Raw genomic sequence first — 22,648 nt, forward strand, 5'->3', positions numbered from 1 at the left:
ATGACCATTCTATCTTCAAGCATAAACCCTAAGGACCCGCAGTTCGCCGTCAATGACGAAGCGATGCGTGCCCTGGTTCAAGACCTGCATGACAAGGCGGCCACCCTGCGCGGTGGCGGCGGCCCTAAATATGTAGAACGTCACCAAAGCCGCGGCAAGTTATTTGTGCGCGACCGTATCGAACACCTGCTCGATGAAGGCTCACCCTTTTTAGAGATTGGCCAATTCGCCGCGTTTGGCGTGTATGAGCAAGACATTCCGTGTGCTGGCGTTGTCGCCGGTATCGGCCGCGTTCAAGGCGTTGAGTGCATGATAGTGGCTAACGACGCCACGGTTAAGGGCGGTACCTACTTCCCACTGACGGTGAAAAAACACTTACGTGCCCAGGAAATTGCCGAGCGCTGTCACCTGCCCTGTATCTACCTGGTGGACTCGGGCGGTGCCAACCTGCCGGAGCAGGACGAGGTATTCCCAGACAAGCAGCACTTCGGTCGCATCTTCTTTAACCAGGCGCGCATGTCGGCCAAAGGCATAGCGCAAATCGCCGTGGTAATGGGTCTGTGTACCGCAGGTGGTGCCTATGTACCGGCCATGGCCGATGAAAGCATTATCGTTAAAGAGCAAGGCACCATCTTCTTGGCCGGTCCACCGCTGGTTAAAGCGGCCACCGGTGAAGAAGTGAGCGCCGAAGACTTGGGCGGTGCGGATGTGCACTGTAAGGTGTCTGGTGTGGCGGATCACTATGCCGATAATGACGAGCATGCGCTGTCTATCGCCCGTCAGTGTATTGCCCGTTTAAACCATGTACGCCCTGTGGCGCCTGTTCTGAATGAGGTGAAAGCGCCCCGTTACGATATTCACGAGCTTTACGGCATCGTCGGTAGCGACCTGAAAAAGAGCTTCGATGTACGCGAAGTGATCGCCCGTATCGTCGACGATTCATCGTTTGATGAATTTAAACGTTACTTTGGTGAGACCCTGGTAACCGGCTTTGCCCATATTTATGGCCATCCGGTTGGTATTGTCGCCAACAATGGCGTGTTATTCAGCGAGTCGGCGCAAAAAGGTGCCCACTTTATCCAGCTGTGTGCCAAGCGTAATATCCCTCTGATTTTCTTACAGAACATCACCGGCTTTATGGTTGGCCAGAAATATGAAGCCGAAGGCATTGCCAAACACGGCGCCAAAATGGTGACCGCGGTTTCTTGTGCCGAAGTGCCTAAGTTTACCGTGTTGATCGGTGGCTCATACGGCGCCGGTAACTACGGTATGTGTGGTCGCGCCTACGACCCTACCATGATGTGGATGTGGCCTAACGCCCGTATCTCGGTCATGGGTGGTGAGCAAGCCGCCGGCGTATTGGCACAGGTGAAACAAGATGGTCTTGCCCGTCAGGGTCAATCCATGAGCGATGAGCAAGTCGCCGAGTTTAAAAAGCCCATCGTTGAGCAGTATGAGCGGCAGGGTCACCCCTACTACGCCAGTGCGCGCCTATGGGATGATGGCATTATCGACCCAGCGGATACCCGCTCTGTTCTCGGTTTAGCCCTTGAAGCGGCTGCCAACGCGCCACAAAAAGACACCGAGTTCGGTGTGTTTAGAATGTAGGAGGCGCTATGTCAGTTACACTCAATATTAGTAAAAGCCGTATCGCCACGCTTACGCTGCAGCGCGTAGAAAAGCACAATGCCTTTGACGATGCGCTAATAAGCGAAATGATCCGCTTAATCGAGCATGCAAGCACACTGGATATTCGTGCCTTGGTGCTTAATAGCGAAGGCAAACACTTCTCAGCGGGTGCCGATCTGAATTGGATGAAATCCATGAAAGACAACTCGTTCGAGGACAACGTCGCCGACTCGCTGGAGCTTGCCAAACTCATGCATGTGCTGCACACCTGCCCGCACCCAACCATTTGTTTGGTGCAAGGCGCGGCCTTTGGTGGGGCCCTGGGTCTAATCGCCAGTTGTGACATTGCCCTTGCCAACCCGACTGCCAAATTCTGTTTGTCAGAGGTAAAACTTGGCCTTATCCCGGCTGTGATCAGCCCGTATGTGATCAAAGCCATCGGCGAGCGTAACGCCAGACGTTACTTCTTAACCGCAGAGGTCTTTAACGCCGACAAAGCGCACGCCATGGGACTAATCCACGAAGTGTGTGAAGACCTGCAAGCGGAATGTGACAAATTCCTCGATATCATTACCGACAACGGTCCCATGGCCGTTAAAGCAGCGAAGAACTTAATTAATGACGTTGCCGGTAAGGACATTGATGCCGACCTGCGCCATTTAACCGCCGAGCGCATTGCCGCCATTCGCGTAAGCGACGAAGGGCAAGCGGGCTTAAACGCGTTTTTCAATAAACAAGCGCCGGCTTGGCAACAACAAGGATAACTCATGCTAAAACGAATTCTTATTACCAACCGAGGTGAAATCGCCTGTCGCGTAATTCGCAGCGCCAAAATGCTGGGCATGCACACCATTGCCGTCTATTCCGACGCCGATGCCAATGCTCAGCACGTACAAATGGCCGACAGCGCCTACCACATAGGCCCGGCACCGAGTAAGTCGTCTTACTTGGATATGGACAAGCTATTTGCCGTGGCCGAACAGGCCGGCGCCGACTGCATTCACCCGGGTTATGGCTTCCTCTCTGAAAATGAGGCCTTTGCCGCCCAGTGCGAGCAAAAAGGCATTACCTTTATTGGTCCTTACGCCAAAAGCATCGAAGCCATGGGTTCAAAAACCCGCGCCAAAGAAATTATGGCTGGCGCCAATGTGCCTTTGGTACCCGGCTATTACGGTGACAACCAAGACCCGACTTTCCTCAGCGATGAGGCCGATAAAATCGGTTATCCTGTACTTATCAAGGCCGCTTATGGCGGTGGTGGTAAGGGCATGCGCGTAGTACGGGATAAAAAAGACTTTATCAGTGCCCTGGAAGGTGCCAAGCGCGAAGCGATCAGCAGCTTTGGTAACGACCTGGTGTTGATTGAGCGTTATGTCGATAATCCGCGTCACGTGGAAGTACAAGTATTTGCCGATAAACACAGCAACTGCGTGTACTTGGGCGACCGCGACTGCTCATTGCAGCGCCGCCACCAAAAAGTGATTGAAGAAGCCCCCGCTCCCGGCCTGAGTGACGCCATGCGTAAAAGCATGGGGGAAGCGGCGGTACGCTGTGCTCAAGCAATCGACTATGTGGGTGCCGGTACGGTTGAGTTCCTGCTGTGTGGCGAGGAATTCTTCTTTATGGAAATGAATACCCGCTTGCAGGTAGAGCACCCGGTTACCGAAATGGTCACGGGCGTGGACCTGGTGCAATGGCAAATCGCCATTGCCGGTGGTGACACCCTGCCTCTGACGCAAGAGCAGGTAACAATCACAGGTCACAGCTTTGAAGCCCGTTTATACGCCGAAGACCCAAGCGAGCAGTTTATGCCTTCAAGCGGACGTCTAACGCATTTACGCTTCCCGGAGCAAAATGCGAACGTGCGTATTGATACCGGCGTTACCTGTGGCGATGAGATTAGCTCCTTCTACGACCCCATGGTTGCCAAGCTGATCGTCAAAGGCGATAACCGAGCGCAGGCGCTGTCATTGCTAGAGCGCTCTTTGCGTCATACCTATGTTGGCGGCGTTAAAGCCAACACCGGCTTCCTCGTGGCCCTGTGCGAGTCGCAGCCGTTGCAAGACGCCACCATGGACACCCATTTTATCGACAATAACTGTGACAACCTGACTCAGGCACCACAGGCCGATGCCCATGCCTTAGCCATGGCTGCTTGGGTGTATTATTGTCACCTGCAAGGTACAAGCAAGGCCTCGGCTGCAACCTCACCTTGGCAGAGCCTATCTGGCTTTAAACTGAATTCAATTAATGAGATCACCGTGCCGCTAGCGGATCATCAGGTCATGCTGCATGTGACATCTACCGGAATTAAAGTCGATATCGATGGCCAAGGCCATAGCTTGAGTGGTGAGTATCAAAGTCACGGCCACTATGTTGCCGTAGTCGACGGTCAGCGCCTAAGCGCCGATGCACAAATCGATGACGAAGCACTGAGCATTATGTATCAAGGTGCTCAGTATGACTTTGCCCTGACCTCTAAGCACTATGTCGGCGCTGAGCAAAGCGGTGGCGATGCCCTTGCTGCGCCTATGAACGGCACGGTGGTAAAACACCTGCTGGATATTGGCTCCGAGGTAAAACAAGGCGATGCCATAGTAGTGATGGAAGCCATGAAGATGGAATATACCCTTAATGCGCCATTTGATGGCGTGCTGAGCAGCTACTGCTATGGCGAGGGCGAATTGGTCAGCCATGGTGCCCTGCTTGCTATCGTTGAGGAGCAAAGCTAATGGCCTTTCCACAACAGGTGCGTGTCGTTGAGGTAGGTGCTCGTGATGGCCTGCAAAACGAGGTCAATGTCAGCCTTGAAGACAAGGTGACCTTGATCAACAGCCTGGCCAAGGCGGGATTAAAGCATATTGAGGGCGGTGCTTTTGTATCGCCTAAATGGGTGCCACAAATGGCCGACTCCAGTGCGGTGTTTGCCGCCATTGAGCGCCATGATGATGTGTTGCTCAGTGCCTTGACGCCAAACTTAAAAGGCGCGGAATTGGCATTGGCAGCCGACGTGGGCGAGTTTGCTATTTTCACCGCGGCCAGCGAGGCCTTTACGCAAAAGAACATCAATTGTTCAATCAGTGAAAGCATTGAACGCTTCCGCCCGGTGGTAGAGCTTGCCAAGGCAAACAACATTAAGGTTCGCGGCTATGTCAGCTGCGTCCTGGGTTGCCCTTACCAGGGCGCGGTTGCGCCTGAGCAAGTGCTTGAAGTGTGTAAACAATTGTTGGCTCTGGGCTGCTATGAGGTAAGTCTCGGCGATACCATAGGCGTGGGTACGGCAAACGAGGTGGAGCAATTGCTTGCCCTGTTGCTTGAGCATCTGGATGCAAGCCAGCTTGCGGTGCATTTTCACGATACCTATGGCCAGGCCATCAGTAACATTTATGCCGCCTTAAAAATGGGCATTAGCACCGTTGACAGTGCGGTAGCAGGCCTGGGTGGCTGCCCTTATGCCAAAGGTGCGTCAGGAAATGTTGCCACCGAAGATGTGGTCTATCTGTTACAAAAACTTGGCATAGACACTGGAATTGATTTAAAAACACTGGCCCAAGCAGGCGCTACAATTTGCAAGGCGCTGAACAAGCAGCCCCAGAGCAAGGTGGCCAATGCCATACTTGCCCAATGTGACCAAGAACAATAAACCTAGGAGTGCTTAGACATGTCCGGATTCGATAAAGTAGTAACAAGTTATGCCGATGCCATGGCAGGACTAAAAGACGGCGATACCATTATCGCCGGTGGCTTTGGGCTGTGCGGCATCCCCGAAGGCCTAATTGCCGAGATTAAGCGCATGGGTACCACAGATCTTACCCTGGTTTCTAACAACTGTGGTGTTGATGATTTCGGTTTAGGCGTGCTGCTTCAAGACAAGCAAATCAAGAAGATTATCGCCTCTTATGTGGGTGAAAACGCCCTTTTCGAAAAGCAACTGCTTGACGGCGAGCTGGAAGTAGAACTGACCCCTCAGGGCACACTGGCAGAGAAAATGCGCGCCGGCGGCGCGGGTATTCCGGCATTTTATACCGCCACCGGCTACGGTACTCCAGTTGCCGAAGGCAAAGAGGTAAAAGAATTTGACGGTCGCCCGTATATTCTTGAAGAGTCCGTTACCGGTGAATTTGCCATCGTTAAAGCGTGGAAAGCAGACCGTTACGGTAACCTGGTATTTCGCCACACGGCGATGAACTTTAACCCTATGGCTGCCACTGCCGGTAAGATCACCGTGGCCGAGGTAGAAGAAATCGTTGAGCCGGGTGAACTGGAGCCAAGTCAAATCCACACCCCAGGCATTTATGTAAACCGCGTAATCAAGGGCAACTTTGAAAAGCGCATCGAACGCGTAACCACACGTAAAGCCTAAGGAGATTCGAGATGTCATTAAATCGTGAACAAATTGCTCAACGTGTTGCCAAAGAATTGGCCGACGGCTATTACGTAAACCTGGGTATTGGTATCCCTACCCTGGTTGCGAACTATGTACCCGAAGGCATTGAAGTCATGCTGCAATCGGAAAACGGCCTGCTGGGTATGGGTCCCTACCCAACCGAGGACGAGCTTGATGCAGACATGATCAATGCGGGTAAAGAAACCGTTACAGCAGCTAAAGGTGCAGCGATTTTTAATAGTGCCGATAGCTTTGCCATGATCCGCGGTGGTCATGTAGACTTGACGGTCTTAGGTGCATTTGAAGTTGATCAGCACGGCAACATTGCCTCGTGGATGATCCCGAAGAAGTTAATCAAAGGTATGGGCGGCGCTATGGACTTGGTAGCCGGCGCGAAGAACATTATTGTTACCATGACCCATGCCAGTAAACACGGCGACTCTAAGTTACTAGAAGAGTGTTCACTGCCACTGACCGGCGTGAATTGTGTGAAAAAAATAGTAACCGACCTGGCCGTGTTAGAAGTCAAAGACGGCGCTTTCCATTTGCTAGAGCGCGCCCCGGGTGTTAGTGTTGATGAAATTATCAGCAAAACAGCGGGTAAACTCATCGTCGAAGGCGATGTGCCAGAAATGAGCTTTGACTAACGGATAGCCTGACAGAGTGTCTTGGGCATACCCGTAAATGTACCGACCTCATTCCCAGTGCTAGTTGGCACTGTGTTACCCAAAACCCCTCGCAAGAGGGGTTTTTTTTCGCCTATTTCCCGGTGTAAATTCACCATTAAACATTTCCTTACATCTTTCTTGCTACAGATTAACGCGTTCAATGTCGCCGTTCCCGATATAGTGGTAAATTGCTGCTCAGGACATCAACTAGATTAATAAGGATCCCTATGAATAAGATGACCCTCAGTGCCCTGAGTGTGGCAGTGATGATCTCCCTCGGTGGCTGCTCCGCCACCAGCGATACACAAACCACGGCGCAGCAACAACAAGTTGCACAAAATGCCGCTAATTATCCGTTTGTCGATATCAAATATGATTCATTTACCCTGGATAACGGCCTTAAGGTTATCGTTCATACCGATCGCAAGGCGCCCATAGTTGCTGTCAACGTTTGGTATGACGTGGGTGCCAAAAATGAAAACGTCGGCAAAACCGGTTTTGCCCATTTGTTTGAACACCTGATGTTTAACGGCACCGAAAACTACGACGACGAGTATTTCGGTCCGTTCGAGCGTGCCGGTGCCACCGAGCAAAACGGTACCACCAACTCAGACAGAACCAACTACTTCCAAAACGTGCCTACCCCAGCAATCGACATGGCACTGTGGATGGAATCTGAGCGTATGGGTCATCTGCTTGGCGCCATCACGCAGGACAAGCTCGATGAGCAACGCGGCGTAGTACAAAACGAAAAGCGCCAGGGCGAAAGCCAACCTTACGGCACCATGTGGGACAACATCTGGAAGAATACCTTCCCCCAAGGTCACCCCTACTCCTGGTCTGTGATCGGCTCAATGGAAGACTTAAACGCGGCGTCGTTAGACGACGTACACCAATGGTTTAAAGACTACTACGGCCCGAACAATGCTGTGTTAGTGCTTGCTGGTGATATCGATGTTGAGACGGCAAAACAAAAAGTAGGTAAGTACTTTGGCGATATTAAGCCGGGTAAACCGGTAGCCAAGCTGCAAAAATGGATTGCCAAACGCGACGAGCAAACTCGTTTAGTAATGCAAGACCGCGTGCCAGCCTCACGTATCCTAAAGGTTTGGAACACGGCGGAAAAAGGCAGTGTCGATGGTGAATACCTGTCGCTGTTAAGCGATGTCATGGCCGGCGGTAAAAACTCTCGTCTGTATCAGCGCCTGGTGTATGACGAGCAACTGGCTTCAAGCGTCTTTGCCTTTAACTATCAGCGCACCCTGGCCGGTCAGCTTATGATCGGTGTCGATGCCCTGGATAAAGACAATATCGACAAAATTGAACGCATTATCGATGAAGAGGTTGCTCGTATAATCGCCGAGGGCCCAACGGCAGAAGAGCTAAGCCGCATTAAGTTTGCCAATGCCGCCGGCTGGGTGAAGAATGTGGAAGGCGTGGGTGGTTTTGGCGGTAAGTCAGACGTATTGGCCTCGGGCGCCGTTTACCACAACAACCCTGCCTATTATAAAGAAGCATTTAGCATTAGCGCCAATGCGACGCCCAGCGACATTCAGATGGTGGCAAACAAGTGGTTGAGCAGCGGTGACTTTGTACTGACCGTGCACCCATTTGCCGAACTGAGCGCCAATGAACAAGGCGTGGATCGCAGCACGGGTGTACCCAGCGCCGGTGACGTCCCTGCCCTGGACCTTCCTGATGTTGACAGCTTTACCCTGAGCAATGGCCTAGAAGTGGTACTGGCTAAACGCAGCGATACCCCGGTGATCAACATTCGTTTAGACTTTGCCGGCGGTACCGCCACCGATGCTAACGACAAGCCTGGTGTTGCCAATTTCGCCGCCAGCATGCTTGATGAAGGTGCCGGCGAGCGCGACGCGTTGCAACTGGCTGCCGAGCTCGAATCTTTAGGTGCGTCCATCTCGGCCAATGCCGGATTGGATAAAACCTCGGTGATGATGTCGGCCATGACCACCAACTGGCAGCCAAGCCTGGCACTGTTTGCCGATGTGCTGCAAAAGCCTCGCTTCGCCGATAGCGACATTGAGCGTGTACGTAAACTGCTGCTTCAAGGTATTAAGCAGGAAAAGGCGAGCCCAAGCTCCAATGCCCTGCGCGTTTTACCGCCGCTGCTATACGGCGAAAACCACCCTTATGGTAAGCCGCTAACCGGCTCAGGCACGGAGCAATCGGTCGCGCAAATCAGTCGTGATGACTTATTAGCCTTTACTTCGACCTGGTTACGTCCGGATCTGGGCCGTTTAGTAGTGGTTGGTGATATCGATAAAGCCGAACTACAAACATCCTTGGAAACGGCTTTGGCAAGCTGGGAAAAACCACAAACAGCGGCACCGAAACTTGATATCGCCGATGTGGCCATTCCTGAAAAAGCACGGGTATTTGTATTGAACAAGCCTGAGTCGCCGCAGTCCTTGATCATCTCTGGCCTATTGGGTCCAAACAGCCAATCATTAAGCGCTCAGGATGAAGTAACCCTGGATATGATGAACACCATCATAGGCGGCAGCTTTACCTCGCGCATGAATATGAACCTGCGTGAAGACAAGGGTTGGTCATATGGCGCGCGCACCATTCTTATGGATACCAATGCACAAAGCCCCTTCTTTGTTTATGCACCGGTGCAAACCGATAAAACCAAAGAGTCTATTCAGGAAATCCTAAAAGAACTCAATGGTTATATCGGCAATAAACCGGCCACCGATGAAGAGCTGGCCAAGGTGGTATCGAATAAAACGGCTAAGCTACCCGGTCGTTATGAGAAGAAGTGGTCACTGCTTAACTCACTGGCGGATGCCTACAGTAAAGACCGTGACGTCACCTATCTGGAAAATTACGCCGAGCTGGTTCGTAAGCCGGATACCAAAACCCTGGCCGCCGAGGCCAAGAAGGTGATTAAGCCTGAGCAACTGACCTGGGTGATCGTCGGTGATGTAGCCAAGATCAAAGAGCAAATCGAAAGTCTAAATCTAGGTGAAGTAACTTACCTGGATTAAGCACTGAGTTTAATCTTTGAAAAATTAAGCCCCTGCGTATGCCGGGGCTTTTTTATGGGTTGTTTATAGAGATTGATGCTCAGAGCAGGCTGTGGGCGAAGAGTGAGTGGTGGAAACGCTTTGCGCTTTGCTCTGAGGCAAACCGGAGCGCAGCGTAGGTTTATCCCTAGCAGCACTTTATAAGGTGATTTAGATTGATTCATATATGCCGTTTTCATTCTCTTTTACAAGTATCATGAAATCGATATATAGAGAGATTACTTCATCTTGTTTGTTGACACCCCAATATGCAGGATAAGCGCCATCACCAAAGCCACTTGTGGATATAACGCAGTCATTCGTGCTTGTCATTGACACTAATTCAGGCTTGCCTGAAATGCACCATCCATTAAAGATTTTTTCTTTCCCTATTCTGTTTAATACCATGAGCTTACTCACATCAAATATAGCTAAATTCCCTGCATCTACGCCATAAACTCCGTTACCACTTGGAGTGTTAGCTGCATGCCATTTTATTGGTTCTTCGCTATCGCTGAATTTGACTCGAATACCAGCAACCCGGTCATGTATTGTGACTGTTTCTACTGGGTACTCCCCTGGCTTTATTTTTCTATGCAGAGGTTCAAAGTCGTAAATGTCATAGCCAAAATCTAAAATACCGACAACCCCGGAACTGATTCGTAGATTTCCGATTCGTTCCAATCTTGCCTCACCTTCATCTAAATGTGGGGTCTTAATATTGCGAACTTTTTGAAAAAGAGTATTTTCATTGAGATCTATATGTTTCGCTCTCTCCATGAAAGGAGCATCTTCGCTGCTCATAGCTAGGATTTCTGCATGCTTATTAACATCGATGACAGAACTCTTAGGTGGGTGAAAGAGTGTAAATATATCAGTTATTTTCCAGCCACTCTCTACATCACGCACAAGTTCATAAACGTGATACTTTGAGAACTTACGTGACTCTTGGTAAATCTCCGTAAATACTTGAGCGATTTCTCCATCAATTTCGCATTCTGTTATTTTTTCTGTTTTAGGATCATAATCAGGTGCTAAGCCAATAGAATTTCTAGATCCTGAACTTCGGCCAGTAATGAAGTGGGTCTCATCAACTTCCGATATTTGATTACCCCAATAATCGAAATCTACATTTTCGCCCATTTTTTTTCGGGCTTTCGACCATTGTTCATGCCAGTGAGAAATAAACGCTTTGACTCTATCTTCAGGAGAATCTACTCGGTCACTGAAACTATTCGTTTTTTTAAAGAAATTAAATATATTTTTCATGCTCGATTTCGAATTCCGGTTTCACTGGTCTTCCCCATCAAAAGTAGACAGGTTATTACGCAAACCGTTGCTCATACTCCAGCGGGCTGAGATAGCCTAACGCAGAGTGACGTCGTTTGCGGTTATAAAATATTTCAATGTATTCAAACATACAGGATTTAACGTGTTGTATCGAGTGGAATTTCTCGGCATAAATCAGCTCAACTTTGAGGCGACTGAAGAAGGATTCCATCACCGCATTATCCCAGCAATTGCTCTTTCGGCTCATGCTTATTATCGCGCCCGATGAACGCACTAAATCCTGATAGGCCACCGCACGGTACTGCACGCCTCTATCTGAGTGAAGCATCAAACCCGGTTTAACCTGCCTGCGGGCCAGTGCCATGTTGAAAGCATCGGAAATCAGCTTAACCGTCATCGACGTGTCTAATGCCCAACCGACAATCGCCCTGGAGAACAGGTCCATCACAGCTGCTAGGTAAAGCCACTGGCCGCGAACACGGATATAGGTGATATCTGATACCCATTTCCTGTTGGCACGCTCTGTGGTGAACCGCTGGGCAAGCACATTCTCTTCTACATTCGAGTTTGAATAGCTGCTGTGACTGTATCGGAACGCCTTGCCGGTTCTGGCCTTGAGAGCCAGTTTTTGCATGATTTTAGCAACAGTATTGAGGCTACATCGAACACCGCTGGCATTTAGTTCATACGTTATCCTGGGCGCGCCGTAGCGAGCCTTAAAAACCTCATACGTCTCTTTCACATGATGGGCCAACTCAGCGTGTTTCTGTGCTTTATAGCTCGGCTTTCGGTTTAAATAACGATAAAAGCCAGAGCGTGAAACCTTCAATGCTCTGCACATCAAGGTGATCCGGAACTGGCCTACATACTGCGCAATCAGCGCGTACTTTACTCCTGGCTTTTCGCAAAGTACGCGGCTGCCTTTTTTAAGAATTCATTTTCCTCTTTCAGGTCGTGCAGCTCACGCTTAAGACGGCGTAACTCCTCGCTTTCATGTTTCGAGTAATCGACGCCTTGAACGGTATTAAATTGCTTGTCGGAAAGACGGTTGAATTGCCTGCGCCAGTTATAGATTTGCTGGGCGCTGATCCCCAGTTCTTCGGCGACGGATTTATTGGTATTACCCTGTAATTCCGCACGGCGCACTGCTTCGCGACGGAATTCTTCGGTATAGGCCTGGGTTCTTTTCTTTTTAGTCATGAGACACCTCTTTTTCTAACTATAGAAGGTGTCTACTTTTTTTGGGTAAGTCCTGAAGCTAACGCCCCACTAAGGAGCGAGTAATAGTTGGCTAAAATGTGTAGCGAAGCGGAACCGAGCCAACGGTTACGAGTCCCGCTTCAGTGGCTTGTTAGCTTTCGCGTAATATTCACTGAAAACTCTTTTACCATTTTTGCTGTTAAAAAAGTAATAGAAAGAAAACAGCGCTAGTAGAAAATAAAATAATACCGACCACCAAACGAAGTCACTATTGTCGGGGATGAGAAAAATTCTGACTAGTATAGACGCCAAGAATAAACTCGATATTGTGATTAAACTAGAACGAGCCCAATTATCACCCCAAATGTGAGTAAGTAGCTTAATATTTTTAAAGCTAACAACAGCCGTTATACCCAAAAGAATAATTAGAGATTCATAACTCCCATTTACAGCATGAATTGCGGCAAAAAAGGGGATATAGAAATAGATAACCAATGATTTTGAATATTGCTCTTTTGCTTTCTTTTTCTTGAAGCCTTCTGGATTGGTGTGTTTTTCAATATCTTCAGTTCCTGCATTCGCTGGACAACCGCAAAATTCACACTTATCCACGTTCGGTTCATTGCCGGCCTGACAAGCCTGACATGTCCATCTATACCCTACCATTTTTCTCCATACTCAAAAGAAAGCTAACGCCCTGTTAATGGGCAAAATTGTGTTGGCTAAAATGTGAAGCGGAGCAAAACCAAGCCAACGCAATTTTGTCCACTTTAAACAGTTTGTTATGTGCAAACTAGTAAAATCTACACTGTGATTTTGGTAACTTTTGCACACTTTCTAATGAATATACAAACTTAGCAACCCGTGATTCGTCGTCGCCAATAGGCGAAAAGCATGTTGTGGTTGATGTTTTTCCTTGAACCCCAACTGTAATTTCATAAGGAAAGCTACTGACACATATTTTTTCCAAGTCACCTGAACCTGAATTGCCCTCCGCAATATCTAATTTTGCGAGTCTGACTAGTTCAGCCTTTTCTGACTTATTTAGACTCAGTGATATTATTATTTTTTCTCTGCCATCAGCACAAAGTGAGCGTTCAAATGTACTTTGAAAAGAGTCAAAATGGTCAGAGCCCACTCTAAATGAAGCGTATTCCGCCTCATTAGTGCTAGCACATGCAGTCAAAGCAATAGCAATGAAAATTAGATATATTCGCACGAAATCCCTTTGCACATAACAGCTTATTAGTGCGAATTCCCGGTTAAGGAAGTTATCCACAGCAGGAGTAACTCTCACTAATAAAGATTTTATTTAATAATAACATTAAGTTATCAGGTGTTTTTCTCACACGCAATCAAGAAAAAGTCATAAAAAACGAGCCTTCACTTATTCGAGCCCTGTCTTGCTATGTAATTATCCCTCTATTACATATTTTATGGCCTCATTCATCACTTATTTTCACTTACGCACTCGATCCCGTTGCTGAGAAGTTTTATTATTGGCGCACAGTAACTAAAGAGCTCCTGCATTATGGCCCACCCACCTTGTTTAAATTGTAATTCTCCCTATGTGTATCAAGATCAAAATCAGCTTATTTGCCCCGAGTGTGGCTATGAGTGGGATCCGGAGCAACTGGCCGAAGAAGAGCTTATCACCGCCAAAGATGCCAACGGCACCGAACTGAATGCCGGCGATAAGGTGACACTGGCCAAAGACCTTAAGGTCAAAGGCAGCTCCATGGTGATGAAAATAGGCACCAAGGCGCAGATACGCAGCATCAAAGACAGCAAAGACCACGAACTGGATTGTAAGGTTGATGGCGTTGGCGAGATGATGATCACCGCCAAATTCGTCAAAAAAGCCTAAGGTACTACCTGATCTACATATAAAAACGCCACTGAGAAAAAGTGGCGTTTTATTTTATATATGCCTTCAATACATAGCGCTTAAGTCGCCTCACATATCTCTAAAGTAATAACCCCTCTCCCGATTTACTACGCTGTTGACCTCATTCCATCAGATACCCGTAAGTAACTTAAAGCAGATCAAAAAAGGAAGCACTTAGGCTTCCTTTTTAAATTACATTTGCTTGGCAAATTAGAATGACAAGTTATCGAGGATCTCGTCATCAACCAGGTTTGCCAAGGTTACCTTCAGCTTAGGCGTACGGGCCATTTCACGCTTAATCGCGAAGTTGGCTTCTTCGTTACGGGCCCAGCTACGGCGTGCAATACCATTGTTTACGTCGAACAACAGCATAGATTTCAAGCGACGCTCGGCACCTTCGCTGCCATCAAGCAGCATACCGAAACCACCATTGGTTACTTCGCCCCAACCTACACCGCCACCATTATGGATAGAGACCCAGGTTGCGCCACGGAAGCTGTCGCCGATCACGTTGTGAATCGCCATATCCGCGGTGAAACGGCTGCCATCATAGATATTTGATGTTTCACGGAACGGTGAGTCGGTGCCGCTCACGTCATGGTGGTCACGACCTAGTACGACCGGACCGATTTCGCCGCGATTAATGGCATCGTTAAAGGCTTTCGCGATTTCCATACGACCTTGGGCGTCGGCATAAAGAATACGCGCCTGTGAACCCACAACCAGCTTGTTTTGCTTGGCGTCTTTGATCCAGGTGATGTTGTCCTGCATCTGTTGCTGAATTTCTTCCGGCGATTCGGCCATGATCTTGTTCAGTACTTCTGCGGCGATGGCATCGGTTTTATCCAGATCGTCTGGGTTACCTGAGGCACATACCCAACGGAATGGACCAAAGCCATAGTCAAAACACATAGGACCAAGAATATCCTGCACGTACGACGGATATTTAAAGTCGATGCCGTTTTCGGCCATCACATCGCCACCGGCGCGCGACGCTTCCAATAAGAAGGCATTACCATAGTCAAAGAAATAGGTACCACGGGCCGTGTGCTTGTTTACCGCATCGGCATGACGTTTCAAGGTCTCTTGTACCTTAACCTTGAATACTTCAGGCTCTTCACGGATCAGTCGGTTTGACTCTTCAAACGAGATATCAACCGGGTAATAACCGCCCGACCATGGGTTGTGCAGTGAGGTTTGGTCTGAACCCAGGTGAACAAAGATGTCTTGCTCGTAGAAGCTTTCCCACACATCTACAATGTTACCCACGTAGGCGATAGACACCACTTCTTCATTAGCTTGCGCCTGACGAACACGTTCAATCAGCGCATCCATGTTGTCGATCAGCTCATCAACCCAACCCTGCTGGTGGCGCTTAATGGCGGCCTTGGCGTTCACTTCGGCACACACGGTAATACAGTTGGCGATGTTACCCGCTTTTGGCTGCGCACCACTCATGCCGCCCAGACCGGCGGTGAGGAAGATCTTACCTTGCGGGCTCTCACCTTTCTCAAGCACCTTACGGAAGGCATTCATCACCGTAATGGTAGTGCCGTGTACAATACCTTGCGGACCGATATACATAAATGAACCTGCGGTCATTTGCCCGTACTGAGTCACACCCAGAGCATTGAACTTCTCCCAGTCATCCGGCTTGGAGTAGTTCGGGATCATCATACCGTTAGTCACCACCACGCGCGGTGCATCTTCTGATGATGGGAACAGTCCCATTGGGTGACCCGAGTAAATGTGCAAGGTTTGGTCTTTTTCCATCTCGCTCAGATACTTCATGGTCAACAGGTACTGAGCCCAGTTTTGGAATACCGCACCGTTACCACCGTAAGTGATCAGCTCCTCGGGGTGCTGTGCAACAGCAGGATCCAGGTTGTTGTCGATCATCAACATAATGGCCGCGGCTTGCTCGCATTTAGCCGGGTAGTCAGAGACCGAGCGTGCCTTCATGTCGTAGTTAGGCTTAAAACGATACATGTAAATACGGCCAAACTGCTTCAGTTCCTCGGCAAATTCAGCGGCAAGCTCCTGGTGCCATTCTTTGGGGAAGTAACGCAAGGCGTTACGCACCGCCAGTTGTTTTTCGTCTGCACTAAGAATGTCTTTACGCTTTGGCGCACGGTTAACACCGGCCGGATATGGCTTAGGCTCAGGTAAAACGCTGGGAATACCTTGTTTAATTTGTTCTTGGAAATTCATTGTAATTAGCCCCCTTAGTTCACGCTAAACGCTTGTGATTTAACTAGTTCAATCATGGCATCGATATCCGGCTTAAGCAGACGGTCTTCTTCAAGCTTGGCCACCTTTTCACGAATAATGGCGAAGTTTTCTTCGATGATTTCAGAGCATTTATTCGGACGACGGAACTCGATAGCTTGTGCCGCATACATCAATTCGATGGCAAAAATCTTTTCCAGGTTACCTAGGATTTGATTCAGTTTTCTGCCCGAGATACTGCCCATAGACACGTGGTCTTCCTGGCCCATAGAGGTAGGCACACTGTCTGCTGAAGGTGGGAAACACAGTGATTTATTCTCTGTTACCAAGGCTGCCGTCGCATACTGAGGGATCATCATGCCCGAGTTAAGGCCACCGGAGGTAGTCAATAAACGCGGCAGACCGTGCAGGCCTTCAAGCATTAAGTAACAACGGCGATCGGCGATGTTGCCAAGCTCGGCGGCGGCTATGGATGCATAGTCCAATACCATGGCCAATGGCTGTCCGTGGAAGCTACCGCCAGAAATCGCTTCTTCTGAGCTGATCACGATTGGGTTATCGGTCACCGAGTTCATCTCGATTTCTACCAGCTCTTTTAGGTGGTTATAGGCATTACGTGATGCACCATGTACCTGCGGGATACAACGCAGTGAGTAAGGGTCTTGCACGCGGTCGCAGTCGGTGTGCGAGGCCATGTTCTGTGAGTCTTTGAAGAAGGCACGCATGCGCTTGGCCACTTCGATGTTCCCCTCAAAAGGACGGGTTGCATGCAACTCTTCCCTAAACGGTGAAGCACTGCCCTGCATGCCCTCAATGCTCATGGCACCGGCTAAATCGGCTAAATCAAGCAGGTAGCGCATCTTGGTCAGCGCGGTGATACCGTGAGACAAAATAAACTGCGTACCATTGATAAGCGCCAGGCCCTCTTTCGCGTGCAGCTCAAGCGGCGCTAAGCCATTGGCTTCAAGCAGTTGTGCCGCTGGTACAGGTTTACCGTCTTGCCAGAATTCACCTTCGCCGATAAGTGGCAGAAATAGATGTGAAAGCGGCGCCAGATCACCTGATGCACCGACCGAGCCCTGCTCTGGTACCACGGGGATAAGATCTAGCTCTAGGAAGGCCAACATGCGTTCAACCACTTCCAGGCGAATACCCGAAAAGCCTTGACTTAGGGCATGTACCTTAGTGATCAGCATCAATTTTGAAATTGATTTGGCGATAGGCTCACCCACACCCACGGCATGGGTGATCAATAGGTTCTTTTGTAAAAGATGGGTTTCTTCTGGTGAGATTTGCGTATCGCACAAAGGACCAAAGCCGGTATTAATACCGTATACGGCCTTATCGGAAGCGGCCATCACATCAACATTCTGGCGACTCTTATTAATTTTATCCAGTGCTTGTTGGCAAAGCTCGGCTTTAATACTGCCATCGGCGATACCATTAACAATGTCAAGATTTAGCTGGTCTACACCATATCTAAACGTCATCTTATTCTCCTAACTCGTTGTCTGTGCGAAGCAATACTGCTTAATACGGCCATGCTAACTTGCCAGAGATGTTTTATAAATACATAATAATCGTAATTCATTCCGGTTTTATCGAACTAAATCTTATAACAAACAGTAAGGAGGTCTGGTGCAAGTTCATGATGTTGATTTACGCTTACTACGCATCTTTGTTGCGATTGTCGAATGTGGCGGATTGGCGGCGGCGGAATCGCGCCTAAACATTGGCCGCTCCACCATTAGTTCACATTTATCGGACTTAGAAGTACGCCTGGGCATTAAGCTCTGTAAACGCGGGCGCAGCGGTTTCGAACTCACCGAGCCCGGACGCATCACCTATCAGGCCTCTTTGGAGCTGTTACAGCAATGCGAGGCCTTTGCCAGCACGGTCGCGACCTCAAAAAATGAATTATCGGGTCGGGTCAGCCTGGCCATCATAGATACCTTGGTCAGCGACCCGCGCTGCGCCGTTGCGCACGTCATCGCCGAACTTAAAGAGCGAGGCAACAACGTTCAGTTCGATATCAATGTGTGTGAGGCGCGCGAGGTGGAAACCTCTGTGGTCAATGGTCGTGCGCTGGTAGGCATAGGCGTAAGCCGCCATCACTTAAGAGGCCTAGACTATTTCCCACTCCATGATGAAACCAACTACCTGTATTGCGCCGAGGGCCATCCTCTGTTTGACTGTGAAACGTCCGCCGTTACCGACCTCTTGCAAGATGCAGAGGTGATCACCAGTAACTATATGCGCGACAGGGAAAGCCGAAATGACGGTTTAAATTATCAAAACAGTGCCATCGCCTATCATGACGAAGGCATCGGCCATTTGATTTTATCCGGGAAGTTTATCGGCTATCTACCCGAACATTATGCCCAGCATTGGGTGGACAAGGGATTGTTTAAGGCCATCCTGCCCGAGGTGTATCGCTATACCATTCCTGTGGTGTTGATCACCTCAAAAAGTAATTCCGCCTCACCGTTAGCACAGGCGCTGATAGACGAAATGAAGCGCTGTCACAATGCCATGACGTAATTAAGCGTATTGCAGATACAAAAAACCCGCCAGGTGGCGGGTTTTTTTTAAGCGTTATGCGGAGATTACCAACCGGTTTTCTCTTTAAGCGCTTTACCGATATCGGCAAGTGAACGTACAGTTTGTACGCCAGCTGCTTCAAGGGCTGCGAACTTCTCGTCAGCAGTACCTTTACCACCGGCAATGATGGCACCAGCGTGGCCCATACGTTTGCCCGGAGGAGCAGTAACACCAGCGATGTAAGATACTACAGGCTTAGTGACGTTTTCTTTGATGTACGCTGCCGCTTCTTCTTCAGCTGTACCGCCGATCTCACCGATCATTACGATAGCTTCAGTTTGCGGATCTTTTTCGAACATCTCTAGTACGTCGATGAAGTTAGTACCAGGAATTGGGTCACCACCGATACCTACACAAGTAGACTGACCGAAGCCAGCGTCAGTAGTTTGCTTAACCGCTTCGTAAGTAAGCGTACCAGAACGAGATACGATACCTACTTTACCAGGCTTGTGGATGTGACCAGGCATGATACCGATCTTAGTTTCACCCGGAGTGATAACACCTGGGCAGTTAGGACCGATCATGCGAACGCCAGTTTGATCAAGCTTAACTTTAACGTCAACCATGTCTAGCGTTGGGATACCTTCAGTGATACAAACGATTAGCTCGATGCCAGCATCGATAGCTTCAAGGATTGCATCTTTACAGAAAGGAGCTGGTACGTAGATAACTGATGCAGTTGCGCCAGTCGCTTCTACCGCTTCACGTACTGTGTTGAATACAGGAAGACCAAGGTGAGTTTGACCGCCTTTACCAGGTGATACACCACCTACCATTTGCGTTCCGTACTCGATTGCTTGCTCAGAGTGGAAAGTACCCTGACCACCAGTGAAACCTTGGCAGATTACCTTAGTGTCTTTATTAATTAGTACAGACATTATTTGCCCTCCGCAGCAGCAACAACTTTTTCAGCAGCGTCTGTTAGAGATTCTGCAGCAATGATGTCTAGACCTGAGTTAGCAAGAACGTCACGACCTAGTTCAGCATTAGTACCTTCAAGACGTACAACTACAGGAACGTTTACGCCAACTTCTTTAACAGCACCGATGATGCCTTCTGCGATCATGTCACAACGTACGATACCGCCGAAGATGTTAACTAGAACAGCTTTAACGTTGTCGTCAGATAGGATGATCTTGAATGCTTCAGCTACACGCTCTTTAGTCGCGCCGCCACCAACGTCTAGGAAGTTAGCTGGCTTGCCGCCGTGTAGGTTTACGATGTCCATAGTGCCCATCGCTAGGCCAGCACCGTTAACCATACAACCTACGTTACCGTCTAGAGCAACATAGTTAAGCTCCCACTGAGCCGCGTGAGCTTCACGCTCGTCTTCTTGCGAAGGATCGTGCATAGCGCGGATCTTAGGCTGACGGTAAAGCGCGTTACCATCTACACCGATTTTGCCGTCTAGACAGTGAAGGTTACCTTCGTCGGTGATTACCAGTGGGTTGATTTCAAGTAGAGCGAAATCGTGGTCGATGAACATGTTGCCAAGACCTAGGAAGATCTTAACGAACTGCTTCATTTGTGTAGGGTTAAGACCCAATTTGAAGCCTAGTTCACGGCCTTGGTAAGCTTGAGGACCTACTAGAGGATCGATCTCAGCTTTGTGAATTAGTTCAGGCGTTTCTTCTGCAACTTGTTCAATTTCAACACCGCCTTCAGTTGACGCCATGAAAACAACTTTGCGTGAAGCGCGGTCGACAACAGCACCAAGGTAGAGTTCGTTAGCAATGTCTGTGCAGCTTTCAACAAGGATCTTAGCAACTGGCTGACCGTTTTCGTCAGTTTGGTAAGTTACTAGGTTTTTACCTAACCAGTTTTGAGCGAAATCTTTGATCTCTTGTTTGCTGTCAGCAAGTTTTACACCGCCCGCTTTACCGCGGCCACCGGCGTGAACCTGACATTTAACAACCCATTTGTCACCACCGATTTTATCAGCGGCTTCAGCAGCTTCTTGAGGCGTGTCACATGCGTAGCCTTCAGAAACTGGTAAACCATATTCGGCAAAAAGTTGTTTTGCCTGATACTCATGCAAATTCATGATGCTTTATCCAATTTTTTGTACTAAAAGAGCTGAATAAATATGCAATTTATTCAACCTCCCAAATTGCGCACCTAGTATAGTTCTCATGGCAATGCTTGAAAACCCTAGTACGACTAAAGGTGGCAAAAAAAAGCTGCGGCAAGAGCCGCAGCTTAATTTTTATGCAAATATGACGCTTATACGTCTAGTAGAAGACGCGTAGGATCTTCTAACATCTCTTTGATGGTTACCAAGAAGCCTACCGACTCTTTACCATCGATTTGACGGTGGTCATACGATAGTGCTAGGTACATCATAGGTAGGATTTCTACCTTACCGTTAACCGCCATTGGACGGTCTTGGATCTTGTGCATGCCTAGAATTGAAGACTGCGGTAAGTTGATGATTGGCGTTGAAAGTAGTGAACCAAATACACCACCGTTAGTGATGGTGAAGTTACCACCCGTCATATCTTCAACAGTTAGCTTACCGTCACGGCCTTTGATCGCCAGGTCTTTGATGCCCTTTTCGATCTCAGCAAGTGATAGCTTGTCACAGTCACGAAGAACTGGCGTCACCAGACCACGCGGAGTCGATACCGCGATGCTGATGTCGAAGTAGTTGTGATAAACAATATCATCACCGTCAATTGACGCATTTACTTCTGGGAAGCGCTTAAGCGCTTCAACTACCGCTTTCACGTAGAAAGACATGAAACCAAGACGCGTACCGTGACGCTTTTCGAATACCTCTTGGTATTGCTTACGAAGATCCATAATAGGCTTCATGTTTACTTCGTTGAAGGTCGTCAACATGGCCGTTGAGTTCTTCGCTTCAAGTAGACGGTTAGCAATGGTCTTACGCAGACGTGTCATCGGAACGCGTTTTTGTGTACGGTTGCCAACAGGCGCAGGAGTCGCAGCTGCAGCAGTTTCTTGCTTAGCAGGCGCGCTCTTAATGAAGGCATCAACGTCTTCTTTGGTTACACGACCGTTCTTACCAGAACCCTTGATTTTTGAAGCATCAAGACCTTTCTCGGCAATTAAACGACGTACAGAAGGAGTTAGCGCGTCAGCAGCACTCTCATCGCTTGATGCGTCGGCTGCAGGTGCCGCCGCAGGCGCAGCGCCAGCAGAAGCACCGGCTTTCATCTTACCGATCACTTGCTCGGCCAGTACCGTCTCGCCTTCGCCATGGATGTGCTCACCCATCACGCCGTCTTCAGGTGCTACCACCTCAAGAACAACCTTGTCAGTTTCGATATCAACCAGGTTTTGGTCGCGGCTTACCGCTTCGCCTGGTTGTACGTGCCATGTAGCGATTGTTGCATCAGCAACAGATTCTGGAAGTACAGGAACTTTAATATCCACTTCTTTACCTTCTTGTGCGCCAGCAGCGGCTGGAGCGGCTTTGTCTTCAGATGGAGCTGGCTCAGAACCAGCGTCAGCGGCATCAGCTTCACCGATAATGGCAATTACCTGCTCGGCAAGCACTGTTGCGCCTTCTTGTTCTTTAATTTCAGTGATCACACCGTCGGCAGGTGCAACTACTTCTAAAACAACCTTGTCGGTTTCGATGTCAACCAGGTTTTGATCGCGACTAACTTTGTCGCCAACACTCACGTGCCATGTTGCGACTGACGCGTCTGCAACTGACTCAGGAAGAACAGGAACCTTGATTTCTGTGGTCATCTCTTAT

The 22,648-nt window shown here is 48.9% G+C and carries 19 protein-coding genes; 9 read left to right on the top strand and 10 right to left on the bottom strand.

Annotated elements, in window-relative coordinates; genetic code table 11:
* The 7 genes from C2M36_RS06180 (at position 1) to C2M36_RS06210 (ending at position 9,698) form a co-directional block, all read left to right on the top strand.
* The gene (locus C2M36_RS06180; protein ID WP_105254175.1) at positions 1-1,608 is read left to right on the top strand and encodes a carboxyl transferase domain-containing protein; all 1,608 of its coding nucleotides are present in this window, start codon (positions 1-3) and stop codon (positions 1,606-1,608) included.
* An 8-nt stretch (positions 1,609-1,616) separates the two neighbouring features.
* The gene (locus tag C2M36_RS06185; protein WP_105215900.1) at positions 1,617-2,393 is read left to right on the top strand and encodes an enoyl-CoA hydratase-related protein; all 777 of its coding nucleotides are present in this window, start codon (positions 1,617-1,619) and stop codon (positions 2,391-2,393) included.
* Positions 2,394-2,396: 3 nt separating this feature from the next.
* Entirely contained in the window at positions 2,397-4,361 is a 1,965-nt protein-coding gene (locus C2M36_RS06190; protein ID WP_105254176.1) for an acetyl/propionyl/methylcrotonyl-CoA carboxylase subunit alpha, read from the top strand.
* A complete protein-coding gene (locus tag C2M36_RS06195) occupies positions 4,361-5,272 on the top strand; it encodes a hydroxymethylglutaryl-CoA lyase (RefSeq protein ID WP_105254177.1) in 912 nt (303 codons plus the stop codon). The genes C2M36_RS06190 and C2M36_RS06195 overlap by 1 nt, the downstream gene beginning before the upstream one ends.
* An 18-nt stretch (positions 5,273-5,290) precedes the next feature.
* Positions 5,291-5,992 carry a CoA transferase subunit A gene (locus C2M36_RS06200; protein ID WP_105254178.1) on the top strand — a complete coding sequence of 234 codons (702 nt, stop codon included), beginning with the start codon at positions 5,291-5,293 and terminating at the stop codon, positions 5,990-5,992.
* Between the two features lie 11 nt (positions 5,993-6,003).
* A complete protein-coding gene (locus C2M36_RS06205; RefSeq protein ID WP_105199024.1) occupies positions 6,004-6,663 on the top strand; it encodes a CoA transferase subunit B in 660 nt (219 codons plus the stop codon).
* A 248-nt stretch (positions 6,664-6,911) separates the two neighbouring features.
* Complete coding sequence (locus tag C2M36_RS06210; RefSeq protein WP_105254179.1) at positions 6,912-9,698, top strand: M16 family metallopeptidase; 2,787 nt, start codon at positions 6,912-6,914, stop codon at positions 9,696-9,698.
* A 189-nt stretch (positions 9,699-9,887) separates the two neighbouring features.
* On the opposite strand, the gene C2M36_RS06215 is transcribed toward C2M36_RS06210, so the two are convergent.
* From C2M36_RS06215 to C2M36_RS16785, 5 genes are all read right to left on the bottom strand, one after another.
* On the bottom strand, positions 9,888-10,985 hold the full coding sequence (locus C2M36_RS06215) for a DUF4241 domain-containing protein (RefSeq protein WP_105189727.1): 1,098 nt from the start codon (positions 10,983-10,985) through the stop codon (positions 9,888-9,890).
* 55 nt (positions 10,986-11,040) lie between these two features.
* Positions 11,041-11,940 carry an IS3 family transposase gene (locus C2M36_RS06220; RefSeq protein WP_105254180.1) on the bottom strand — a complete coding sequence of 300 codons (900 nt, stop codon included), beginning with the start codon at positions 11,938-11,940 and terminating at the stop codon, positions 11,041-11,043.
* Positions 11,895-12,206: a transposase gene (locus C2M36_RS06225; protein ID WP_199883017.1), complete on the bottom strand. Its 312-nt coding sequence runs from the start codon at positions 12,204-12,206 to the stop codon at positions 11,895-11,897. Before C2M36_RS06225 ends, C2M36_RS06220 begins: the two co-directional genes overlap by 46 nt.
* 126 nt (positions 12,207-12,332) lie before the next feature.
* On the bottom strand, positions 12,333-12,872 hold the full coding sequence (locus tag C2M36_RS06230; RefSeq protein ID WP_105254181.1) for a hypothetical protein: 540 nt from the start codon (positions 12,870-12,872) through the stop codon (positions 12,333-12,335).
* Positions 12,873-12,999: 127 nt separating this feature from the next.
* Positions 13,000-13,425: a hypothetical protein gene (locus C2M36_RS16785; protein WP_158678861.1), complete on the bottom strand. Its 426-nt coding sequence runs from the start codon at positions 13,423-13,425 to the stop codon at positions 13,000-13,002.
* A 312-nt stretch (positions 13,426-13,737) separates the two neighbouring features.
* Here C2M36_RS16785 and C2M36_RS06235 point away from each other — a divergent pair, with 312 nt between their 5' ends.
* Positions 13,738-14,073 carry a zinc ribbon domain-containing protein YjdM gene (locus tag C2M36_RS06235; protein ID WP_105254182.1) on the top strand — a complete coding sequence of 112 codons (336 nt, stop codon included), beginning with the start codon at positions 13,738-13,740 and terminating at the stop codon, positions 14,071-14,073.
* 231 nt (positions 14,074-14,304) lie between these two features.
* Here C2M36_RS06235 and C2M36_RS06240 read toward each other — a convergent pair whose 3' ends face one another.
* Positions 14,305-16,305, bottom strand: a complete 2,001-nt coding sequence (locus tag C2M36_RS06240; protein ID WP_105254183.1) for a urocanate hydratase — start codon at positions 16,303-16,305, stop codon at positions 14,305-14,307.
* A gap of 14 nt (positions 16,306-16,319) precedes the next feature.
* Entirely contained in the window at positions 16,320-17,813 is a 1,494-nt protein-coding gene (hutH, locus tag C2M36_RS06245; RefSeq protein ID WP_105254184.1) for a histidine ammonia-lyase, read from the bottom strand.
* 148 nt (positions 17,814-17,961) lie between these two features.
* On the opposite strand from hutH, the gene C2M36_RS06250 reads away from it, so the two are divergent.
* On the top strand, positions 17,962-18,864 hold the full coding sequence (locus C2M36_RS06250) for a LysR family transcriptional regulator (protein ID WP_105254185.1): 903 nt from the start codon (positions 17,962-17,964) through the stop codon (positions 18,862-18,864).
* Between the two features lie 65 nt (positions 18,865-18,929).
* On the opposite strand, the gene sucD is transcribed toward C2M36_RS06250, so the two are convergent.
* The 3 genes from sucD to odhB all read right to left on the bottom strand — a co-directional run bounded on the left by sucD (position 18,930) and on the right by odhB (position 22,641).
* Positions 18,930-19,802 (bottom strand): succinate--CoA ligase subunit alpha, encoded by an 873-nt coding sequence (sucD, locus tag C2M36_RS06255; protein WP_105189713.1) that lies wholly within the window; start codon positions 19,800-19,802, stop codon positions 18,930-18,932.
* Positions 19,802-20,968 (bottom strand): ADP-forming succinate--CoA ligase subunit beta, encoded by a 1,167-nt coding sequence (gene sucC / locus C2M36_RS06260; RefSeq protein WP_105189712.1) that lies wholly within the window; start codon positions 20,966-20,968, stop codon positions 19,802-19,804. The genes sucD and sucC overlap by 1 nt, the downstream gene beginning before the upstream one ends.
* A 179-nt stretch (positions 20,969-21,147) precedes the next feature.
* Positions 21,148-22,641 (bottom strand): 2-oxoglutarate dehydrogenase complex dihydrolipoyllysine-residue succinyltransferase, encoded by a 1,494-nt coding sequence (gene odhB, locus C2M36_RS06265; RefSeq protein WP_105254186.1) that lies wholly within the window; start codon positions 22,639-22,641, stop codon positions 21,148-21,150.
* Positions 22,642-22,648: the final 7 nt, after the last annotated feature.

This window comes from Pseudoalteromonas sp. T1lg75, from assembly GCF_002964705.1.
Classification (GTDB): Bacteria; Pseudomonadota; Gammaproteobacteria; order Enterobacterales; family Alteromonadaceae; genus Pseudoalteromonas.